15 protein-coding genes are annotated in these 17,591 nt (G+C 65.1%); 3 read left to right on the top strand and 12 right to left on the bottom strand.

The features are described 5' to 3' along the window. Positions 1-19: 19 nt before the first annotated feature. The 3 genes from AC57BR_RS22465 to ychF form a co-directional block, all read right to left on the bottom strand. Entirely contained in the window at positions 20-1,561 is a 1,542-nt protein-coding gene (locus AC57BR_RS22465; protein ID WP_496364603.1) for an ABC transporter permease, read from the bottom strand. Between the two features lie 178 nt (positions 1,562-1,739). Then, a complete protein-coding gene (locus tag AC57BR_RS22460; protein ID WP_496364601.1) occupies positions 1,740-3,518 on the bottom strand; it encodes an ABC transporter family substrate-binding protein in 1,779 nt (592 codons plus the stop codon). Positions 3,519-3,844: 326 nt separating this feature from the next. Continuing rightward, positions 3,845-4,930 (bottom strand): redox-regulated ATPase YchF, encoded by a 1,086-nt coding sequence (ychF, locus tag AC57BR_RS22455; protein ID WP_496364599.1) that lies wholly within the window; start codon positions 4,928-4,930, stop codon positions 3,845-3,847. Between the two features lie 92 nt (positions 4,931-5,022). Here ychF and AC57BR_RS22450 point away from each other — a divergent pair, with 92 nt between their 5' ends. Further along, complete coding sequence (locus AC57BR_RS22450; protein ID WP_496364597.1) at positions 5,023-6,315, top strand: DNA recombination protein RmuC; 1,293 nt, start codon at positions 5,023-5,025, stop codon at positions 6,313-6,315. 36 nt (positions 6,316-6,351) lie between these two features. On the opposite strand, the gene AC57BR_RS22445 is transcribed toward AC57BR_RS22450, so the two are convergent. After that, positions 6,352-7,428 carry a 4-hydroxy-3-methylbut-2-enyl diphosphate reductase gene (locus AC57BR_RS22445; RefSeq protein ID WP_496364595.1) on the bottom strand — a complete coding sequence of 359 codons (1,077 nt, stop codon included), beginning with the start codon at positions 7,426-7,428 and terminating at the stop codon, positions 6,352-6,354. 40 nt (positions 7,429-7,468) lie between these two features. After that, positions 7,469-8,317, bottom strand: a complete 849-nt coding sequence (locus AC57BR_RS22440) for a hypothetical protein (protein ID WP_496364593.1) — start codon at positions 8,315-8,317, stop codon at positions 7,469-7,471. A 245-nt stretch (positions 8,318-8,562) separates the two neighbouring features. On the opposite strand from AC57BR_RS22440, the gene xseA reads away from it, so the two are divergent. Further along, positions 8,563-9,846, top strand: a complete 1,284-nt coding sequence (xseA, locus tag AC57BR_RS22435) for an exodeoxyribonuclease VII large subunit (protein WP_496364591.1) — start codon at positions 8,563-8,565, stop codon at positions 9,844-9,846. An 82-nt stretch (positions 9,847-9,928) separates the two neighbouring features. Beyond that, complete coding sequence (locus AC57BR_RS22430; RefSeq protein WP_496364589.1) at positions 9,929-10,243, top strand: exodeoxyribonuclease VII small subunit; 315 nt, start codon at positions 9,929-9,931, stop codon at positions 10,241-10,243. A 35-nt stretch (positions 10,244-10,278) separates the two neighbouring features. Here the strand turns inward: AC57BR_RS22430 and AC57BR_RS22425 are convergent, their stop codons facing one another. From AC57BR_RS22425 to rsgA, 7 genes are all read right to left on the bottom strand, one after another. Then, positions 10,279-11,133 carry a PPK2 family polyphosphate kinase gene (locus tag AC57BR_RS22425; protein WP_496364587.1) on the bottom strand — a complete coding sequence of 285 codons (855 nt, stop codon included), beginning with the start codon at positions 11,131-11,133 and terminating at the stop codon, positions 10,279-10,281. 36 nt (positions 11,134-11,169) lie between these two features. Next, complete coding sequence (locus tag AC57BR_RS22420) at positions 11,170-12,390, bottom strand: pyridoxal phosphate-dependent aminotransferase (RefSeq protein WP_496364585.1); 1,221 nt, start codon at positions 12,388-12,390, stop codon at positions 11,170-11,172. Positions 12,391-12,561: 171 nt separating this feature from the next. Further along, positions 12,562-13,521: an ABC transporter substrate-binding protein gene (locus AC57BR_RS22415; protein WP_496364583.1), complete on the bottom strand. Its 960-nt coding sequence runs from the start codon at positions 13,519-13,521 to the stop codon at positions 12,562-12,564. Further along, entirely contained in the window at positions 13,518-14,261 is a 744-nt protein-coding gene (locus AC57BR_RS22410; protein ID WP_496364581.1) for an ABC transporter permease, read from the bottom strand. The genes AC57BR_RS22415 and AC57BR_RS22410 overlap by 4 nt, the downstream gene beginning before the upstream one ends. Next, positions 14,258-14,971, bottom strand: a complete 714-nt coding sequence (locus tag AC57BR_RS22405; RefSeq protein ID WP_496364579.1) for an ABC transporter permease — start codon at positions 14,969-14,971, stop codon at positions 14,258-14,260. Before AC57BR_RS22405 ends, AC57BR_RS22410 begins: the two co-directional genes overlap by 4 nt. Continuing rightward, positions 14,971-16,059 (bottom strand): ABC transporter ATP-binding protein, encoded by a 1,089-nt coding sequence (locus AC57BR_RS22400; RefSeq protein WP_496364577.1) that lies wholly within the window; start codon positions 16,057-16,059, stop codon positions 14,971-14,973. Before AC57BR_RS22400 ends, AC57BR_RS22405 begins: the two co-directional genes overlap by 1 nt. A 269-nt stretch (positions 16,060-16,328) precedes the next feature. Next, positions 16,329-17,390, bottom strand: coding sequence for a ribosome small subunit-dependent GTPase A (gene rsgA / locus AC57BR_RS22395; RefSeq protein ID WP_496364575.1), 1,062 nt, complete (start codon positions 17,388-17,390; stop codon positions 16,329-16,331). Between the last annotated feature and the right edge of the window lie 201 nt (positions 17,391-17,591).

Raw genomic sequence — 17,591 nt, 5'->3', positions numbered from 1 at the left:
TCCTGCTGACTCGGCTGGCTCATGCTTTCACCCTTACTCGTGGATCCAGTGCGGAGTAGGCGAGGTCCGCGATGAGGTTGAACGCCATGGCCGTGATGGCGACGCAAATGAAGACGCCCATGACGGGGTTCGGGTCAACGTGCTGGATGCCGTCCAGGAACAGGAACCCCATGCCCCGGACGGAAAAGACAGTCTCAGTGATGACCGCGCCGCCGATCAGGCCGCCGATGTCGAACGCGACAATCGTGGCCACCGGGATCAGCGCGTTCCGGAAGGCGTGGCGCATGACCACGGTCCGCTCGGAAAGGCCCTTGGCCCGAGCCGTCCGGATGTAGTCCATATTCATGATTTCCAGCATGGAGGCGCGGGTGAACCTTGTGTATCCGGCGAGGGAGATGAGGATGAGCGCGGTGGTGGGCAGGATCAGGTGGGTGAACGAATCGATGCCCAGGATCCAGAAGTCACCCTCGATGTTCGGCGTGCCGGCGCCGATGGTGGCGATCGGCCGTCCCCGGACCCTGCTGTTGTTGAAGTATGCGGGCCAGGCCTGCATGAAACGGTCCAGCAGCACGAGGAAGCCCAGGAGGAAGGACGTGATGGCCGCCGCACGCATGGACTGCCCGCGGTCGTAGCCGCCCATGAAGTAGCCGATGGCCATGCCGACCAGGACCGCCGCGACGGCCAGCAGCACGATCATGACGAACGTCGCCTGGTCCAGCAGCGGCTGGAGCACGAAGTAGAGAACCACTCCCGCGCCCACGGCGATCAGGGCGGACTGCAGCGCCTTGCGGTTCCGCAGGCCTGCGGTCAGCAGTGTCACTGCAAAGGCGATGCCCACCCCGGCTATGGCGATGACCACCGGGCCCAGGCCGGGCGTCTTGAACCACTGGGTAACGGAGAAGTAGATGAGGATCAGAGCGACAGCGGCGAAGACGATGCCGCCGATGATTGCCCTGCGCCTGGCGTCGCCGCCGGCCACGATCGCGGCCACGGCGCCGAAGACGGCGCCGACGCCGAGTGAGACCGGCAGGGGTATCTCCGGGTTGCGGAGGAAGTTATTGAAGCCGATGGCGCCGAATTCCTTGAGCAGGACGGCGACCCAGAAGATCGGCAGGGAGAAGAACAGGAACGCCATGAAAGTCACGCCGTAATCCAGTGTGCTGTACTGGCGCAGGGCGGTGATGATGCCCAGCGTGATGCCCACGAGGATGGCCAGGACGGTGGCACCGGTGACGAGTGTCAGTGTCTGAATGAGTGCATGGCCGAGGGCGTCCGTGATGGGCTGGCCAGCGATGTTCTTGCCGAGGTTGCAGGAGCCGGTGAAGGGCACCAGGCACTGGGCTGCGCCGCCGAGCCATTTGAAATACCGCACGGGTGCCGGCGTATCGAGGTCCAGCAGCGCGGATCTCGAGTCCATGAGCTGCTGCTTGTTCGGCGCGCTGCTGGCGCGGAATTCTGCGAGCGGGTCGCCTGATGCGGCGGTCAGCAGATACACCAGGAAGGATGCGCCCAAAAGGATGAGTGCGGCGGTGACGAGCCGCCGGACTATGTAGGTCACCATTGTGATAGAACCTCAGGATTCGGGCCCAGGGATTGCCCGGACCGGTCGCAGGTTTGGCGGCGCCTTACTGCTTGTGCTGCCAACACAGGCACTGCCGGGGGATGGCGCTGCAAGGCGCCGGGACCGTGGTGCATGGTCCCGGCGCCTCACCTAGCTAGTTGCACTTCGTGGCACGGGCTTACTTCTCGGCCCACTCCCAGAAGTTCCACCAGACGCCCGTCTGGTTCGGCATGAACTTCACGCCGGTGATGCGGTCGCTATAGGCGTCAACACCAACGGACTGGAACAGCGGGAGGCCGTATGCCGAGTCCCAGATCTTCTTGTCGATCTGCTTGATCAGTTCATCCTGCTTGCTGCGGTCAGTCGTCACAATGAGTTCATCCATGAGCTTGTCGGCTTCAGGATCGCTGAACTTGTTGAAGTTGGAACCGTTGCCGGAGCGGAAGATCTGCGGCACGCCGGAGACTCCGACGCCCGGGTTGATCCAGCCGAAGATTGTGGCGTCGTAGCCGCCCTTGCCCAGGGCCTTGCCCCAGTCAGAGGCGCCAAGTCCGCCGTCGACGATCTTGAAGCCGGCCTTGGTTGCGGACTCGCGGATGAGCGAGAACGCGTCCACACGGTTCGGGTTGTCCTTGTTGTACATGATGCGGACCTCGGGGGTCGCACCGTTCAGGAGCTTCTTGGCAGCGTCAACATCCGCGTCCTGGTAGTTCGAGGAGCCGTTGCCCTGCGCGGAAGCGTCGTAGGCAGGCTGTGCGGGAACGAAGAGCTGCGAGTCCAGCGGCTTTGCCTCGGGATCGAGCTTCTTGATGATCTTGTCCACGATGTCCTTGCGCGGAACCGTCTTAATGAACGCCTCTCGGACGTTCTTGTCCGCGAACGGTCCCGAGTAGTTCAGGTCGATGTGGTCATAGGAGAGCTGGTTGCCCTGCTCCACCGTGACGCCCTGGCTCTCAAGTGCCTTGAGCTGTTCCAGGGTGTCAGCCGAAGCCTGCGGAGCGATGATGTCAGCTTCGCCGTTCTTCAGCGCCTGGACCTGGGCCGGGGACGAACCGATGTAGCGGACGGTGATCTCGTCCAGCTTGGCCTCGGGGCCCCAGTTGTAGTCCTTGTTGCGGACCATGGTCAGGGACTGGTCCTGGTTAATGCTCTGGACAACGAAGGGGCCGTTGGACAGGAACAGGCTCGGATCGCTCGGCAGGGTCTTGGAGTCGAAGCCGGTGTTCCACATGTCGGACATGGCCTTGAGCTTGGCATCGGCGGCCTTGGGCGCCTTGGCGTCACCGCGGGGCAGGCTCTTGAGGTGATCGATGAACGCCTGAGTGTCGGCCAGTCCGGCCTTCTTGGCCAGGACGTGGGCCGGGATATCAATGCCCGGTCCGCCCAGCGCGATCTCCCAGTCAGCGAACGGCTTGGAGTACTTGATGGTCATGGAGCGGTTGTTGTCGCCGATTTCGGGGAAATCGGTGAGGGCGAGACCCGTGGGGTCGCCGGCGTAGGAGAAGTAGGATGTTCCCGCCTTGCCCTCGGCGTCGGCGTCGTTGTAGTACCCGGAGAAGGCTGCCCACTGCAGGAGCAGGTCCGCCGCGGTGACGGGCGTGCCGTCCGACCACTTGACACCTTCGTTAATGGTGTACTTGACGGTCAGCGGATCGTCAGATGTCTTTTCCATCTTGCCGAACTTGTCGTTGTGGACGATGTTCAGCTGATTGTCGATGTAGTAGAACCCGGAGTGTGTGGCGTAGCTGACCTTCGAGTTGATGTCAGTGTTGCCGTCGGCCGTGTTGGGGTTGAACGTGTTGAACGCGTTGACCTCAACTACAGTGGCTGTTCCCCCCTGCTTGCCGGCCGCATTACTGGACGGGGTTGTCCCGCCATTGGTGCTTGCGCAGGCGCTGAGCGCCAGTGCAGCCGCGGCTGCAACGCCTACTGCTTTGGAAATACGACTGAATCGCATTCCGCCTCCTATGTTTCTGTGAGTGTGGAAAAGACCTTCGCTGTGGGCGCCGGCCAGACCCGCTACATCCCCCCAGTGAGATGTGGCGAGTCTCACATGACAAGTAGCCTAGACCCGAACCCGCCACCTGCGGTCCGAAAGTTGTCCCTCAGTAAAGGTTGTTATCGAGATGCAACCAACCTGTTGCCGGACGAAAAGCCAGCGCTCTTTTTCCTTGACGCCGTGTTGCACGGAGGGTAGGGGGCCAATCACAGAAAAAGCCCCGGTCCAGAGGACCGGGGCTTTTTCGCCGTTAATACTCAATCACTGAGTACCTTGGCGGAAACTCACACGTTGAAGCGGAACTCGACCACATCGCCGTCGGACATGACGTATTCCTTGCCTTCGATGCGGACCTTGCCGCGCGACTTGGCCTCCGCCATGGAACCGGCATCGATGAGGTCCTCGAAGGAGACAACCTCAGCCTTGATGAAGCCGCGCTGGAAGTCCGAGTGGATGACGCCGGCTGCCTGCGGGGCGGTGTCGCCCTGGTGGATGGTCCACGCGCGCGCCTCCTTGGGCCCGGCCGTGAGGTAGGTCTGCAGCCCCAGCGTGTGGAACCCGACACGGGCCAGCTGGTCCAGGCCGGATTCGTCCTGCCCGTTCATTTCGAGCATTTCGCGTGCCTCGGCCTCGTCCAGCTCCACCAGGTCGGACTCGAGCTTGGCGTCGAGGAAGATGCAGTCGGCCGGCGCGACCATGGCGCGCAGCTCGGCTTGCTTCTCCTCGCTGCCGAGGATTCCCTCGTCCGCGTTGAAGACGTAGATGAAGGGCTTGGCCGTCAGGAGGCTGAGCTCCTTGAGGTGTTCCATCTCCAGCTTGTCGCTCGTGACGGAGGCGTAGATGGTGTCGCCGCGCTCCAGCACGGCCTGCGCGGCCTTGATGGCAGCGAGTTCCGCGGCCTCCCGCTTCTTGATCTTGACCTCTTTTTCGATCCGGGGAATGGCCTTCTCGATAGTCTGCAGATCGGCGAGGATCAGCTCGGTGTTGATGGTTTCCATGTCCGAGCGGGGGTCGACCTTGCCGTCGACGTGGATGACGTCGGGGTCGTCGAAAACGCGCACCACCTCGGCAATGGCTTCCGCTTCACGGATGTTGGCGAGGAACTGGTTTCCCAGGCCTTCCCCTTCGGAGGCGCCCTTGACGATGCCGGCGATGTCAACGAAGGAGACAGCCGCGGGCAGTACGCGCTGCGAGCCGAAGATCCCCGCGAGCTGCTGGAGCCTGGGGTCGGGCAGGTTCACGACGCCGACATTGGGTTCGATGGTGGCGAACGGATAGTTCGCCGCCAGAACCTGGTTACGGGTCAGTGCGTTGAAAAGTGTTGATTTGCCGACATTGGGCAGTCCGACGATGCCAATAGTAAGAGCCACGGACATTGATTCTACCCGTTCGGTTCCCGCACCCCGTGCCGCCGGGTGTTGCCTTCACAATAAATGTCACAGCCCCGTGCCACAGTGAAGGCATGGAACCTTTTGCAGTCATTCTGGCCCTTTTAATGCTGTTGCTGGGCGCCGTGTCCGGCGCGGGCGCGATCTACGTGGTGTTGCGCCGCCGGAGCACCGCGCTGGAGGCGGATTTCGACGGCGTTTCGGCCCGCCTTTCGGAGGTGAGCGCCCAGTTTGCTGCCGCGGATGCCGAGCGCAGGCTCCTGTCCGCCCAGAACCGGGAGTTGGGCACGTCACGTGAGCAGGACGCCAGCGTCCTGCGGGCCCTGGCTCCGGTGGCTGAGAAGCTGACGGCCGTGCAGCAGCAGGTATCTCTGCTGGAACGGGACCGGCTGGAACAGTACGGGCAACTGGCCCAGCAACTGCAGGAGGCCCGTCTTACGGACGAGCAGCTGATGCGGTCCACGCATGCGCTTGAGTCGGCGCTCCGGTCGAACAGCGCGCGCGGCCAGTGGGGCGAAGTGCAGCTGCGCCGGGTCGTGGAAGCGGCCGGCATGATGCGTCACGTCGATTTCCATGAGCAGCACCACGGCACATCGGGCGCCGAGGCCGCCGTCCGCCCGGACCTTGTGGTCCAGCTTCCGGGTGACAAGCAGCTCGTCGTCGACGCCAAGGTCCCCCTGTCCGCCTACCTTGAGGCGCAGGAGCTGGGGCAGTCAAGCAGTGACAAACCCGGGCTCAGCCAGTCAGCGCGGCAAAACCTCCTGGTGGCGCATGCCAAGGCGCTGAAGACGCATGTGGACGCCCTCAGTACCAAGAAATACTGGGACATTTCCGGGAATTCGCCGGAACTGGTGATCTGCTTTGTCCCGGCCGAGTCCATCCTCGCCGCAGCGCTCTCCGCCGACCCTGCGCTCCTGGACCACGCGCTGTCCAAAAATGTGGTGCTGGCCTCCCCCGGCACGCTCCTCGCGGTGCTCAAGTCCGTGGCGTTCACGTGGCGCCAGGACGTTCTCACTGACAGTGCACGGGAGCTCTTCGAGCTTGCCCGGCAGCTGTACGAGCGAATGGGCACGCTCGGGGACAACGTGGGCAAGCTCGGGTCCTCGCTGAAAAGCTCGGTGGACCGTTACAACGCCATGGTCGGCACGCTGGAGGCACGCGTGCTTCCCACCGCGCGGAAACTTAATGCCCTGGACACCAGCGGACTGGTGACGCCTCCGTCTGTGCAGGTCACGCCGCGTTCGCTCGCGGCCCCTGAGCTGCACGATGAATCGCGGCAGCACGATGAACTGCATGCCGCGGAGTATGCCACCCAACTGGACGCCGGCGACCTGCGGCCGACCGTGGAGGAAGAGGACGCCGCTTAAGAAGCCGCCGGATGGAAGCCGGCTCGCGTGCTCCGGCTAGCGCGAACGGCGGCCGCCGAGGGCGCGGGACACGTCCCCAGCTTCCTTGAGCGTGGCGCGGAGCTCCTTGGGAAGGGAGAAGAGGAGGTCCTCCTCCGCGGTCACAATCTCCTCGACGGCGTCGTATCCGTAGTCGGCCAGGAGGCGGAGCACGTCCTTGACCAGGACCTCCGGAACGGACGCGCCTGAGGTGACGCCCACGGTGGCAACACCCTCGAACCAGGACTCGTCCACCTCGTTGGCGAAGTCAACACGGTACGACGCCTTGGCGCCGTATTCGAGCGCCACTTCGACGAGGCGGACGGAGTTGGAAGAGTTTGCCGAGCCGACCACGATCACCAGATCCGACTGCGGGGCGATCTTCTTGATGGCCACCTGGCGGTTGGTCGTGGCGTAGCAGATATCGTCGCTGGGCGGATCCTGAAGAGTGGGGAAGCGTTCCTTGAGCAGCCGGACGGTCTCCATGGTCTCGTCCACGCTGAGCGTGGTCTGGGACAGCCAGATCACCTTTTCGGGGTCCCGTACCGTCACCTTGTCCACTTCATGCGGGCCGTTGATGATCTGGATGTGGTCGGGGGCCTCGCCGGACGTTCCTTCCACCTCTTCGTGGCCGTCGTGGCCGATCAGGAGGATGTCGAAGTCGTCCTTGGCGAAGCGGACGGCTTCCTTGTGAACTTTGGTCACGAGTGGGCAGGTCGCATCGATCGTCCGGAGCCCGCGGTCCTCCGCGGACTGGACCACGGCCGGGGAAACGCCGTGGGCGGAAAAGATGACCAGGGCGCCCTCGGGCACTTCGTCCGTTTCATCCACGAAGATGGCGCCCTGCTCCTCCAGGGAGCTGACCACGTGCACGTTGTGGACGATCTGTTTCCGGACATAAACGGGCGGTCCGTAGTGCTGCAGTGCCTTTTCGACGGCGATGACAGCGCGGTCCACGCCGGCGCAGTATCCACGCGGGGCTGCCAGCAGGACCTTTTTGGGGCCCGGGACCGGTGCCGCCGCGAGCACTTCCTCCGGCGAACGCCGCCGGCGCGGGACGGTTGGCATCGAAAGGGAAACTGCAGAGGAAGTCATTGCTCCATGCTACCGGCTGGGCGGCAGGCCTCTGGGCGGCTCATCGCCTGCGTGCGGGACCGCCGACCACCCTGAGCAGCAGTCCTGCCGCCGCCAGGGCCGCACCGACGATCGCCGCCGCCAGCGTCCAGGACGCAAACCCCGCTGCGGAAGCCGCAACGAACTCCCGCTTGAACAGGTCGGCCATTTCGTTTCCGCTCACGGTTCCCAAGACGGCGTCGGCGGCCCAGCGTGATGCCAGCGTCCAGAGTCCGGCGAGCGCCAGTCCGCCCACGCCTATGCCGGCCAGGACTTTCCACCGCCGGCGGGCGGTTACGAGCGCCAGGAGAAATGCCACCCCGGCACCGACGGCCAGGCTGTATCCCAGCGGAGAGTATGCGGACACCCGTTCGATGAGCTGGCGCTGGCTCGTCTGGCCGATGTTCACCAGAGTCTGGCCCGGAGCCTCCAGCGGAACACCCACCTGGCTGGAGATCTGCTTGGCCGCGAGGGCGACGAGCGGAGCCACATCCAGGGTCAGCGAGGTGCTGGAATCCGCTTCGGGCGGAAGGGACGCCGGCTTGGCGAAGTTGAGGCGGTGGCTCTTCCGCAGTGTTTCTTCCCAGGCAGCCGGGTACTCAGGCAGGCCAGTAAGGGAGGTTGCCGCCCTTTCCAGCACCGGCCGGACCAGTGCGGCCACCTGCGGCGGTATGGTGCCGCCGGTATCCATGCTGTTGACGGCGGCGGTTGCCAGGCGCTTCTGGAAATCCGGATCCTTGCCCAGTGGTGCCGCCAGGGCAACGAAGCCATCCTCCTGCACGATGTTGCGGTCCACCCAGATGGCCGGAACCGCGGCGGCGGAGAGGAGAAGACCAAGGATGACGGCCAAGGCCGCAAGAAATGAGCGCAAGGGATTCCTAGCTGGTCGGGTTCCTCGGCTGGTCGGGTGCCTGGCTGGTCAGCAGGACACTGCCATCCTAGGCGCGCCGCCCCACGATCGAAAAAGCAGGCCGGTCAAGAACTTCGGGCCATCAACAATGTCGCAGCCCGGTGATACAGCTATGGATAGAGTGGATTAACCCACCGCGCACGCACCATCCACAGGCAAAGGACCCGCGACCATGCAACTGGCATTCGCCGCCACCAGGGCTGCACATGGCTGAAAACGCCACAGTCCCTGTACCCGGCACGGCCTCCGCAGCCAGCCCCAGCACAGTGCCGGCCACCGCCGCTGACACAAGCCCAGACAACCCTTGGCCGCTGCAGTTGCTCTCCCAGAAGCTCAAGACCCACATCGAGCGGGCACCGGCAGCATGGGTTGAAGGTCAGGTCATCGAACTGAACCGGCGCGGCGGCAGTGCGTTCCTCACCCTGCGGGATGTTGACGCCGAGATCTCCCTGCCGGCTTCCATCTGGTCCAAATTGCTCGACCGCCAGGAGACACCGCTGGAGCGCGGAAGCCGGGTGGTAGCCCTGCTCAAGGCTGAATTCTGGCTGAAGACCGGGCGCCTGAACATGTCCGTGAAGGACATCCGCCCGGTTGGACTGGGCGACCTCCTCGCACGGATAGAACGGCTGCGCCATGCCCTGGCCGCGGAAGGCCTGTTTTCCGAGGCGAGGAAAAAGCGCCTCCCCCTGCTCCCCCACCGGATCGGGCTCATCACCGGCCGCGACTCCGATGCTAAGAAGGACGTTCTGCGTAACGCTGCCCTGCGCTGGCCGGCAGTTGAGTTCGAGATCCGCGAAGTCGCGGTGCAGGGCAACACCGCCGTATCCCAGATGGTTAAGGCGCTGCGGGAACTCGATGCCCGTCCCGAGGTCGACGTCATCGTCATCGCCCGCGGCGGCGGAGCGCTGGAGGACCTGCTGCCGTTCAGCAGCGAGGAACTCATCCGGGCGGTGGCCGCCGCGGTGACTCCGGTGGTCAGCGCGATCGGACACGAGGCAGACCGGCCCATCCTGGACGACGTCGCCGATCTCCGGGCTTCCACACCCACGGACGCAGCCAAGCGGATAGTGCCGGAAGTCTCGGAGGAACTTGCCCGGGTCCGGCAGGCTGAGGCGCAGCTGCGCCGTTCCGTCACGCTGCTGGTGGCCCGGGAAACGGACCGTCTGGCGGCAGTCCGGTCCCGTCCCGTCCTTGCGGCTCCCGAGAGCATGATCACGGCGCGCGCGGACGACGTGGAACGGCTGGCGCGCCGGTCCACGGCGGCCATCAGCGCCGCAGTGACGAGGGCGTCGGACCAGCTGGTCCACCTTCAGGCGCAGGTCCGGGCCTTGTCGCCGCAGCAGACCCTGGACCGCGGTTACGCCGTAGTGCAGCTTTCCGGGTCCGGCGGTGAAGTTGTCCGCCAGCCCTCCCAGGCCCCTGCCGGAGCCGCGCTCTCGGTCCGGGTGGCCGGCGGGCGGTTCGGCGCGGAATCCACAGGCGCCCCCTAAACCCAGGCGCACCACAAAGGCAGATGCCTTATGTGGCGCCAGCACCAATTGACATCACCACCGACATGACAGGCCAGGACACATGACAGACCCGACCATCAACACAGAGCCGGCGAACAACACTGCGCCACCGGACAGCGCTGCGCAGCCGAACACCACAGATCAGCCGAACAGCGCGGCCCGGCCCGGTCCCGCGCTTCCTCCGGACATCGATGCCCTCAGCTACGAGGAAGCACGGGAACAGCTGGTGGCCGTGGTCTCCAAGCTCGAGGCGGGCGGGACCAGCCTCGAGGACTCCCTGGCACTGTGGGAACGGGGCGAGGCATTGGCGCGGCGCTGTGAGGAGTGGCTGGAGGGCGCCAGGAAGAGGCTCGCGGCTGCCCGCAAGGACAGCTGACGCCGGCGGAGAGCTAGCCGGAGGTTAGGCCCGGTTCAGGACCGCTCAACGAGGCGGCGCTCGGCGTCGACGTCGAACTCGGCCTTGGGCCACTTCAGTTCGAGCTCGCCGAGCGCCTCCAGCAGCAGCTGCTGCACAGCGATGCGCGCGTACCATTTCTTGTTGGCCGGCACGACGTACCAGGGCGCGTGGTCCGTGTTGGTGGCGTCGAAGGCTGCCTGGTAGGCGGCCATGTAATCGTCCCAGAAGGCACGCTGTTTCAGGTCCTCGGTGTTGTACTTCCAGTGCTTGGCCGGGTTGTCCAGCCGGGCCAGGAGCCGCTCTTTCTGCTCCTCGTTGCTGATGTGCAGCATGACCTTGATGACCTTCGTGCCCACCGCCGCCTGCCGGGCCTCGAACTCGTTGATTGCCGTGTAGCGGCGTTCAATCTCCTTCGGGTCGGCCCAGCGGTGGACCCGGTGGATCAGGACATCCTCGTAATGGGACCGGTCAAAGACCCCCAGCATGCCTGCGGCGGGGACTTCCCTTTCGATGCGCCAGAGAAAGTCATAGGCCTTTTCTTCTGGTGTGGGGGCCTTGAAGGATTTGAACTGCACGCCCTGCGGGTCCATGGCACCCAGCACGTGCTTCACGATTCCGCCCTTGCCGGCGGTGTCCATTCCCTGCAGGATCAGCAGGACGCGCTTGGCCCCGCCAAACTTGGACTCGGCAAATAGCTTTTCCTGAAGCTCCGCGAGCTTGTCATCCAGCTCCTCAAGGAGGGTCTCGCCGTCGGCCTTGTTCCCCGGATAACCCGGGGTGGTGTCCGGGTCAACATCCGCCAGTTTGAATCCCTTGCCGACTTTCAAGGATTCGGAGGGGAACTTCGTGAATTCCGCAACGCCGGCCATTGGGGACCTCTTTCCACTGTTGTCTGTGGGTAAAGGCTAGTTCCCCTGATACCTGCTGAGGAAGTCTCCCATCCGGCCAATTGCTTCCTCGATGTCCTTGACGTTCGGCAGGGTCACCATCCGGAAGTGGTCGGGCCGGACCCAGTTGAACGCCCGGCCGTGGGAGACCAGGATCTTCTGTTCCTTGAGCAGGTCCAGGACAAACTTTTCGTCGTCCCGGATGTTGTAGACCTCCGGGTCCAGCCTGGGGAACAGGTAGAGGGCTCCCCGCGCCTGCTGGGTGCTGACGCCGGGGATGGCGTTGAGCATGTCGTACGCCTTGTTGCGCTGTTCCAGCAGGCGGCCGCCGGGCAGGATGAGGTCGTTGATGCTCTGGTATCCGCCCAGGGCAGTTTGGATGGCGTGCTGGGCAGGGACGTTGGCGCAGAGCCGCATGTTGGCCAGCAGATTGATGCCTTCGAGGTAGTCCGCGGCCTCCTTCTTGGGTCCGGAGATGGCCATCCATCCCGCGCGGTAGCCGCAGACACGGTAGGCCTTGGACAGCCCGCTGAAGGTCAGGCACAGCACGTCGTCGCCGGTGAGCCCGGCCATGTTCACGTGCACGGCGTCCTCGTAGAGGATCTTCTCGTAGATTTCGTCGGCGAAGATCACCAGTCCGTGCTTTTCGGCCAGGGCAACGATCTTTCGCAGCGTGCTTTCCGGGTACACGGCGCCGGTGGGGTTGTTGGGGTTGATGACCACGATCCCCTTGGTGCGGGGCGTGATCTTGGCCTCGAGGTCCTCCAGGTCGGGCTGCCAGCCGGACTCCTCGTCGCAGAGGTAGTGCACCGGACGTCCGCCGGCCAGCGCCACCGAGGCGGTCCACAGCGGGTAGTCCGGCGTGGGGATCAGGATCTCGTCGCCCTCTTCGAGCAGGGCCATCAGCGACATGGTGATGAGCTCGCTGACGCCGTTGCCCAGGTAGATGTCGTCCACGTGGATGCTTTGGATGCCGCGGGTCTGGTAGTACTGCGAGACGGCGGTGCGGGCCGAGAAGATGCCGCGGGAATCGCTGTATCCCTGGGCGTGGGGCAGGTGGCGGATCATGTCCACCAAAATCGCGTCCGGCGCTTCAAAACCGAAGGGTGCGGGGTTGCCGATGTTCAGTTTGAGGATGCGGTGACCCTCTGCCTCCATCTGCTGGGCGGCCTGAAGAATCGGTCCACGGATGTCGTAAAGGACATTATGAAGCTTGGTGGACTGCTTGAATTCTGCCATTCATCAAATATGCCACAAGCGGGATGTACTTCCGGGGAGACGTCCCTCACATGGTTAACCGCGGACGTAACGGGCCAACGGACGGGGAACCATCCAAGTAGCTCGCACTTGTTGTCGTTTTGGGGCTTCAAAACGACAACAAGTGCGAGTCAGTTGGGTTGGCCCATGGGCCTACTTGACGATGCCCTTGTCCTTGAGCCACGCGGCAGCCGCATCCTTGGCGTTCTGCTTCTGGCTTCCGCTCACGGCACGGTTGAGGTTGATCAGGTCGTCCGTGGTGAGGGTCTTGGAGACGTTGTTGAGCGCCTCCTTGGCCTTGTCCGTCACCTTCGCGTCGTTGTAGAGCGGGAGCACCTGCTGGGCCTTGAAGTTGTTCTTCGGGTCCTCCAGCACAACGAGGTCATTGTCTGCGATGGACGGCGTGGTGGTGAAGATGTCGGCCACCTGGACCTCGTCGCTCAGGAGCGCCTGCAGCGTGAGGTTGCCGCCGCCGTCGCTGAAGGGCTTGAGCGCCTTAAGCTCGCAGTTGTAGTTCTTCTTGAGCCCCGGGAACCCGTAGGACCGGGTTTCGAACGTGGCGGGCGCGGCCATGGTCAGGTCCTTGCAGACCTTGGCCAGGTCCTCGATGGACGTCAGCTGGTACTTTTCCGCGGTGGCCTTCGTAACCACCATGGCGTCCTTGTCCTCGGCCTTGGATGGCTCAAGCACGGCGAGGCCCTGCGGCAGCTTGCCCGGAAGTGCCTTGTAGACGTCCTCCGGCGTGACCTCGGCAGCCTGCGCGTCAACGTGCGACAGCAGGTTGCCGGAGTAGTCGGGAACCACATCCACGGATCCGTCCTGGACAGCCTTGAAATAGATCTCGCGGGAGCCGATGTTCGGCTTGGTCGTGGCAGTGACTCCGGCCGCGTTCAAAGCGCCCGCATAGATTTCGGCGATGATCTGGCTTTCAGGGAAGTCGGCGGAACCGACCACGAGGGAGCCGCCGGCGGTGGCGCCGCCGGTTGCACTCGTGGAGGGAGAAGACAGCGGGTTGCCGCTGCTGCAGGCGGACAGGGCGAGGGCGATGCCGACACCGGCGGCGAGGCCGCCCAGGCCACGGCGGGTAAGAGTCGTGCGGACGGGGTACTTCATGCGGTGCCTCCTTGAACAGCGGCCGCCGCGGGTGCGGCAGCCGAGAGATCGGTGGCGGCCTTGCGGCCGCCCTTGGAACGTGCGGAAAGCCCCGGTGAAACGACCAGCCGCTGCACGGCCGCCAGGACGAGGTCGACGACGATGGCCAGCGCCGCGATCAGGAGCGAACCTGCCAGCATCCGCGGGAAATCCTGGAGCACCAGCCCGTCGAACAGATAGCGTCCCAGGCCGCCGAGCGGAAGGTAGGCCACCACCGACACCGTGGCGATCACCTGCAGCACCGCAGTGCGGATGCCGCCGAACATCACGAGGAGCCCGTTAGGAACCTCGACGCCGAACAGGACCTGCAGCTCTTTCATGCCCATGGCGCGTGCGGCGTCCACCACGCTGGAGTCAACGCTGGAAATGCCGGCGTAGGTGCCGGCCAGCAGCGGCGGGACCGTGAGGATGACCAGCGCCCACACCGGCGGCATGAGGCCGCTTCCGGCAACGAGTGCGAACAGCACCAGCAGTCCAAGAGTGGGCAGCGCCCGGAGGGCTCCGGCCACGGCCACGGCCACCACGCGGCCCCGGCCCGTGTGGCCGATGTAGAGCCCGACCGGAACGGCAATGGCCGCGGCAATGAGCAGGACCAGTCCGCTGTACTGCAGGTGCTCGAGGAGGCGGACGGGTATCCCGCCCGGGCCGGACCAGTGCGTGGGATCGGCGAGCCACGAGAAAGTTTCGGTGAAGATGTTCACGACCCCGCCCCCGCGTGCACTTTGGCGTCGGCGAGGAATTCGGCACCGGACCTGACGTCCGCGTCGGTCCTTCCAGTGCCTGCCCTGGTCCATGGTGTCAGGACCCGTTCCAGGACCACCAGCAGGGCGTCCATCACCAGGGCCAGCAGCAGGATGGCGACAATCCCCACCACCACCTCGGTGACGAAGTTCCGCTGCAGCCCGTCAGTGAACAGCATCCCGAGGTTCCCAACCCCCAGCAGGGCGGCGACGCTCACCAGCGAAATGTTGCTCACCGACACCACGCGCAGGCCGGCGAACATCACGGGCAGGGACAGCGGCAGGTCGATCTGCAGGAACCGGGCTGCGGGCTTGTAGCCCATGGCCACGGCCGCCTGCCGGAGGTCATCATCCACGGAATCGAAGGCGTCCATGGCGGCCCGCACCAGCAGCGCCACCGCGTAAATGGTCAGGGCGACGATGACGTTCAGCGGGTCAAGGATCCGGGTTCCCAGCAGCGGCGGCAGGATGATGAACAGGGCCAGCGAGGGGATGGTGTAGAGCAGGGAACTCACGGTGGCCACGAGCTGCCGGAGTGCGCTGTGCCGCCGGGAGAACTGTGCCAGCGGGATGGAGATCAGCAGGCCCAGGATCATCGGCACCAGGGCCAGGACCAGGTGCTGGCCGGCCCGTTCAAAGACCATGGGGCTGTTCGCCAGGAACCACTCCATCAGAGTGCGCCCTGCCGGGTCCGCCGCGCTGACTCGATGACGGAGAGCACCTCCGCCGCCTTGACGACGCCGGCAACCTTGCCGTCGCCGTCGACCGCGACGCCGAACCCGGACGGCGAGGACAGCGCGGCGTCCAGGGCGCGCCGCAGGGTGTCGCCCGGCCGGAACAGTGAGCCGCCGGGAATGAGCTGGGAGTCAAGGCCGGGGCCTTCCCAGCCCAGCGGACGCTGCTGTTCATCCACCACCAGGCGCCAACGGTCCGCCGGCGCGCTGGCATCCCCGCCCCTGGTGACCGTGTCTACGGGATGGACCGCGACGCCGTCGGCCGTGGTGAAGGCGAGGTGCCGGAACCCGCGGTCCCGGCCCACAAACGATGCCACGAATTCGTTGGCCGGGGCCCGGAGGATCTCCTCCGGCGTGGCGTACTGCGCCAGTTTGCCGCCGACGGCGAACACGGCCACCTTGTCCCCCAGCACGGTGGCCTCGTCGATGTCGTGGGTAACAAAGACGATGGTCTTGGCCAGGTCGCGCTGCAGGCGCAGGAGCTCCTGCTGCAGTTCGTCGCGGACCACAGGATCCACGGCACTGAAAGGTTCGTCCATCAGCAGGACCGGCGGATCGGCCGCGAGCGCCCGGGCCACGCCGACGCGCTGTTGCTGGCCTCCCGAGAGCTGCGACGGGTACCGCTTGCCGAGTGACGGGGCCAGCCCCACGACGTCGAGCAGTTCTTCCGCGCGCCTGCGGGCGTCGGCTTTCGAGACGCCGTTCAGCCGGGGCACGGTGGCGATGTTGTCCACCACGGTGCGGTGCGGCATCAGCCCGGACGATTGCATCACGTAGCCCATGGAGCGCCTGAGCTCGGCCGCCGGAACGGAGGTGACGTCGCGGCCGCCCACGGTGATGGTCCCCGACGTGGGCTCCACCATCCGGTTGATCATGCGCAGGGAGGTGGTCTTGCCGCAGCCTGATGGTCCTACGAACACCGTGATGGAGCCCCGGTCAATGGACATGCTCAGCTGGTCCACCGCCGGTTGCCCGCTCTGATACTGCTTGGTGACGCTCTGGAACTCAATCATGGCTTCGGCCATACCCGGCTTACCTTACTGTTGGGCGGCAACATCGGACGGTAAAGCGAATTGATCATAAGCACGCTGTTTTTTGGCTGTAAAGCACGGTCTTGACACAGCGTAACCAGTGCCCGAAGCAAAACCGCCGCAGGCACGGATACCGTAATCATTCGGAGACCAACACTGTTGATTCGGTGCCCTCCCCCGCCCGGATGGGTGGAGGAGTTTTTGTCCAGATAATGGGTCCAAATGCCCTCGGAGCGGCCATTATCTGGACAAAAACTCCAGCTTCAGGAAGGGCGGTAGCGTTCGGCGGCCCGCTGGCTCCGGCCGGCCAGCACCACCTTCTGGTGCCATTCCCGCTGGTACGCCCTTCTCGCCGCAGCGTCGTGGCGCCGCTCAAGGGCAGCGAGCTCGCGCTGAAGCTTCAGGTAGCTGGCCCACCGCCTCTCCTCGAGGGACCCGTCGTCGAGCGCGGCCCGGACGGCGCACCCGGGTTCCGTGTCGTGGGCGCAGTCGGAGAAGCGGCACTGTTCGAAGAGCACCTGCAGGTCGCCGAACATCTCCTCCATGCCGTCCTCGGCGTCGAACAGCGCGAAGCCCCGGACACCCGGAGTATCCATCAGCACCGCGCCGTTGGGCAGCGGGACCAGCTCCCGCGACGTCGTGGTGTGCCGGCCCCTGCCGTCGGTGACTCGCACATCACCTGTCGACTGGACCTGGTGCCCCACGAGCGCGTTGATGAGTGTGGACTTTCCTGCGCCGGAGGGCCCGAGCAGGGCGAGCGTCCACCCCGGCCGCACGCGGGAGAGCAGTTCGTCGATGCCGTCCCCCTGCTCGGCGGAGGTGGTCACCACATCCACGCCGGCCGCCTGCAGGATCACCTTTCCGACGACGTCATCGGCGATGTCCGCCAGGTCCGCCTTCGTAATGATCACCAGGGGTGTGGCGCCGGAATCCCAGACGGCCACGAGTGTCCGTTCAAGCCTGTTGTGGCTCAGCGGACGGTCCACGGGAACAACCACGCCCACCATGTCGATGTTCGCGGCGAGGACCTGCGCCTCCGTGGACGGGTCAAAGGCGCGTTTGCGGCTCAGCTGGGACGTGCGCGGAAGAACGCCGACGACGGCCGGTTCCGCAGCCCGGTTGCGGCCGAGCCAGATCCAGTCGCCGGTGGCGGGCACGGTACCGGCCGGGTAAGGCAGGTGCACGAGCCCGTGGGTCGCGGCCGCGACAATCCGGTTGCGGTCCACCCGGACGACGCGGGCGGCCGCCTCGCCGCCGGCTGCCGGATGGGCCGCAAAGTGCTGTGCCACTGCCGCCGTGAAACCGTACGGGACGGGGCCGGGCATGGGGTCAGGCTTTATTGAAGGAGTCTGGTTTTGAAGCTGGCTGGCATAGATGCCGGAAGAATTATTCACTGTGAACCTCGGGTTGGCCCCGAAGCGCCGCCGGCCGTCCATGTTGTGCGCCCAGCGCAGTGCGCTGTGCACAGAGTTCGCTGGACTGGCTACGGGCGGGAAGCAGCGGGGGCAGGAGTATTGAGAGTGCTT

The sequence above is a fragment of the Arthrobacter sp. BGA-UO-ETr-C19 genome, assembly GCF_059568005.1.
The sequence above is the reverse complement of the archived record's forward strand: the minus strand, read 5'-3'. Positions and strand labels throughout refer to the sequence as shown.

Coding starts and splice junctions, on each gene's coding strand:
- AC57BR_RS22460 (WP_496364601.1), bottom strand. CDS start 3,518: ATGCGATTCAGTCGTATTTCCAAAGCAGTAGGCGTTGCAGCCGCGGCT.
- AC57BR_RS22420 (WP_496364585.1), bottom strand. CDS start 12,390: ATGGCAGAATTCAAGCAGTCCACCAAGCTTCATAATGTCCTTTACGAC.
- rsgA (WP_496364575.1), bottom strand. CDS start 17,390: ATGCCCGGCCCCGTCCCGTACGGTTTCACGGCGGCAGTGGCACAGCAC.
- AC57BR_RS22445 (WP_496364595.1), bottom strand. CDS start 7,428: ATGACTTCCTCTGCAGTTTCCCTTTCGATGCCAACCGTCCCGCGCCGG.
- AC57BR_RS22400 (WP_496364577.1), bottom strand. CDS start 16,059: ATGGCCGAAGCCATGATTGAGTTCCAGAGCGTCACCAAGCAGTATCAG.
- xseA (WP_496364591.1), top strand. CDS start 8,563: ATGGCTGAAAACGCCACAGTCCCTGTACCCGGCACGGCCTCCGCAGCC.
- AC57BR_RS22465 (WP_496364603.1), bottom strand. CDS start 1,561: ATGGTGACCTACATAGTCCGGCGGCTCGTCACCGCCGCACTCATCCTT.
- AC57BR_RS22405 (WP_496364579.1), bottom strand. CDS start 14,971: ATGGAGTGGTTCCTGGCGAACAGCCCCATGGTCTTTGAACGGGCCGGC.
- AC57BR_RS22415 (WP_496364583.1), bottom strand. CDS start 13,521: ATGAAGTACCCCGTCCGCACGACTCTTACCCGCCGTGGCCTGGGCGGC.
- AC57BR_RS22430 (WP_496364589.1), top strand. CDS start 9,929: ATGACAGACCCGACCATCAACACAGAGCCGGCGAACAACACTGCGCCA.
- AC57BR_RS22450 (WP_496364597.1), top strand. CDS start 5,023: ATGGAACCTTTTGCAGTCATTCTGGCCCTTTTAATGCTGTTGCTGGGC.
- AC57BR_RS22425 (WP_496364587.1), bottom strand. CDS start 11,133: ATGGCCGGCGTTGCGGAATTCACGAAGTTCCCCTCCGAATCCTTGAAA.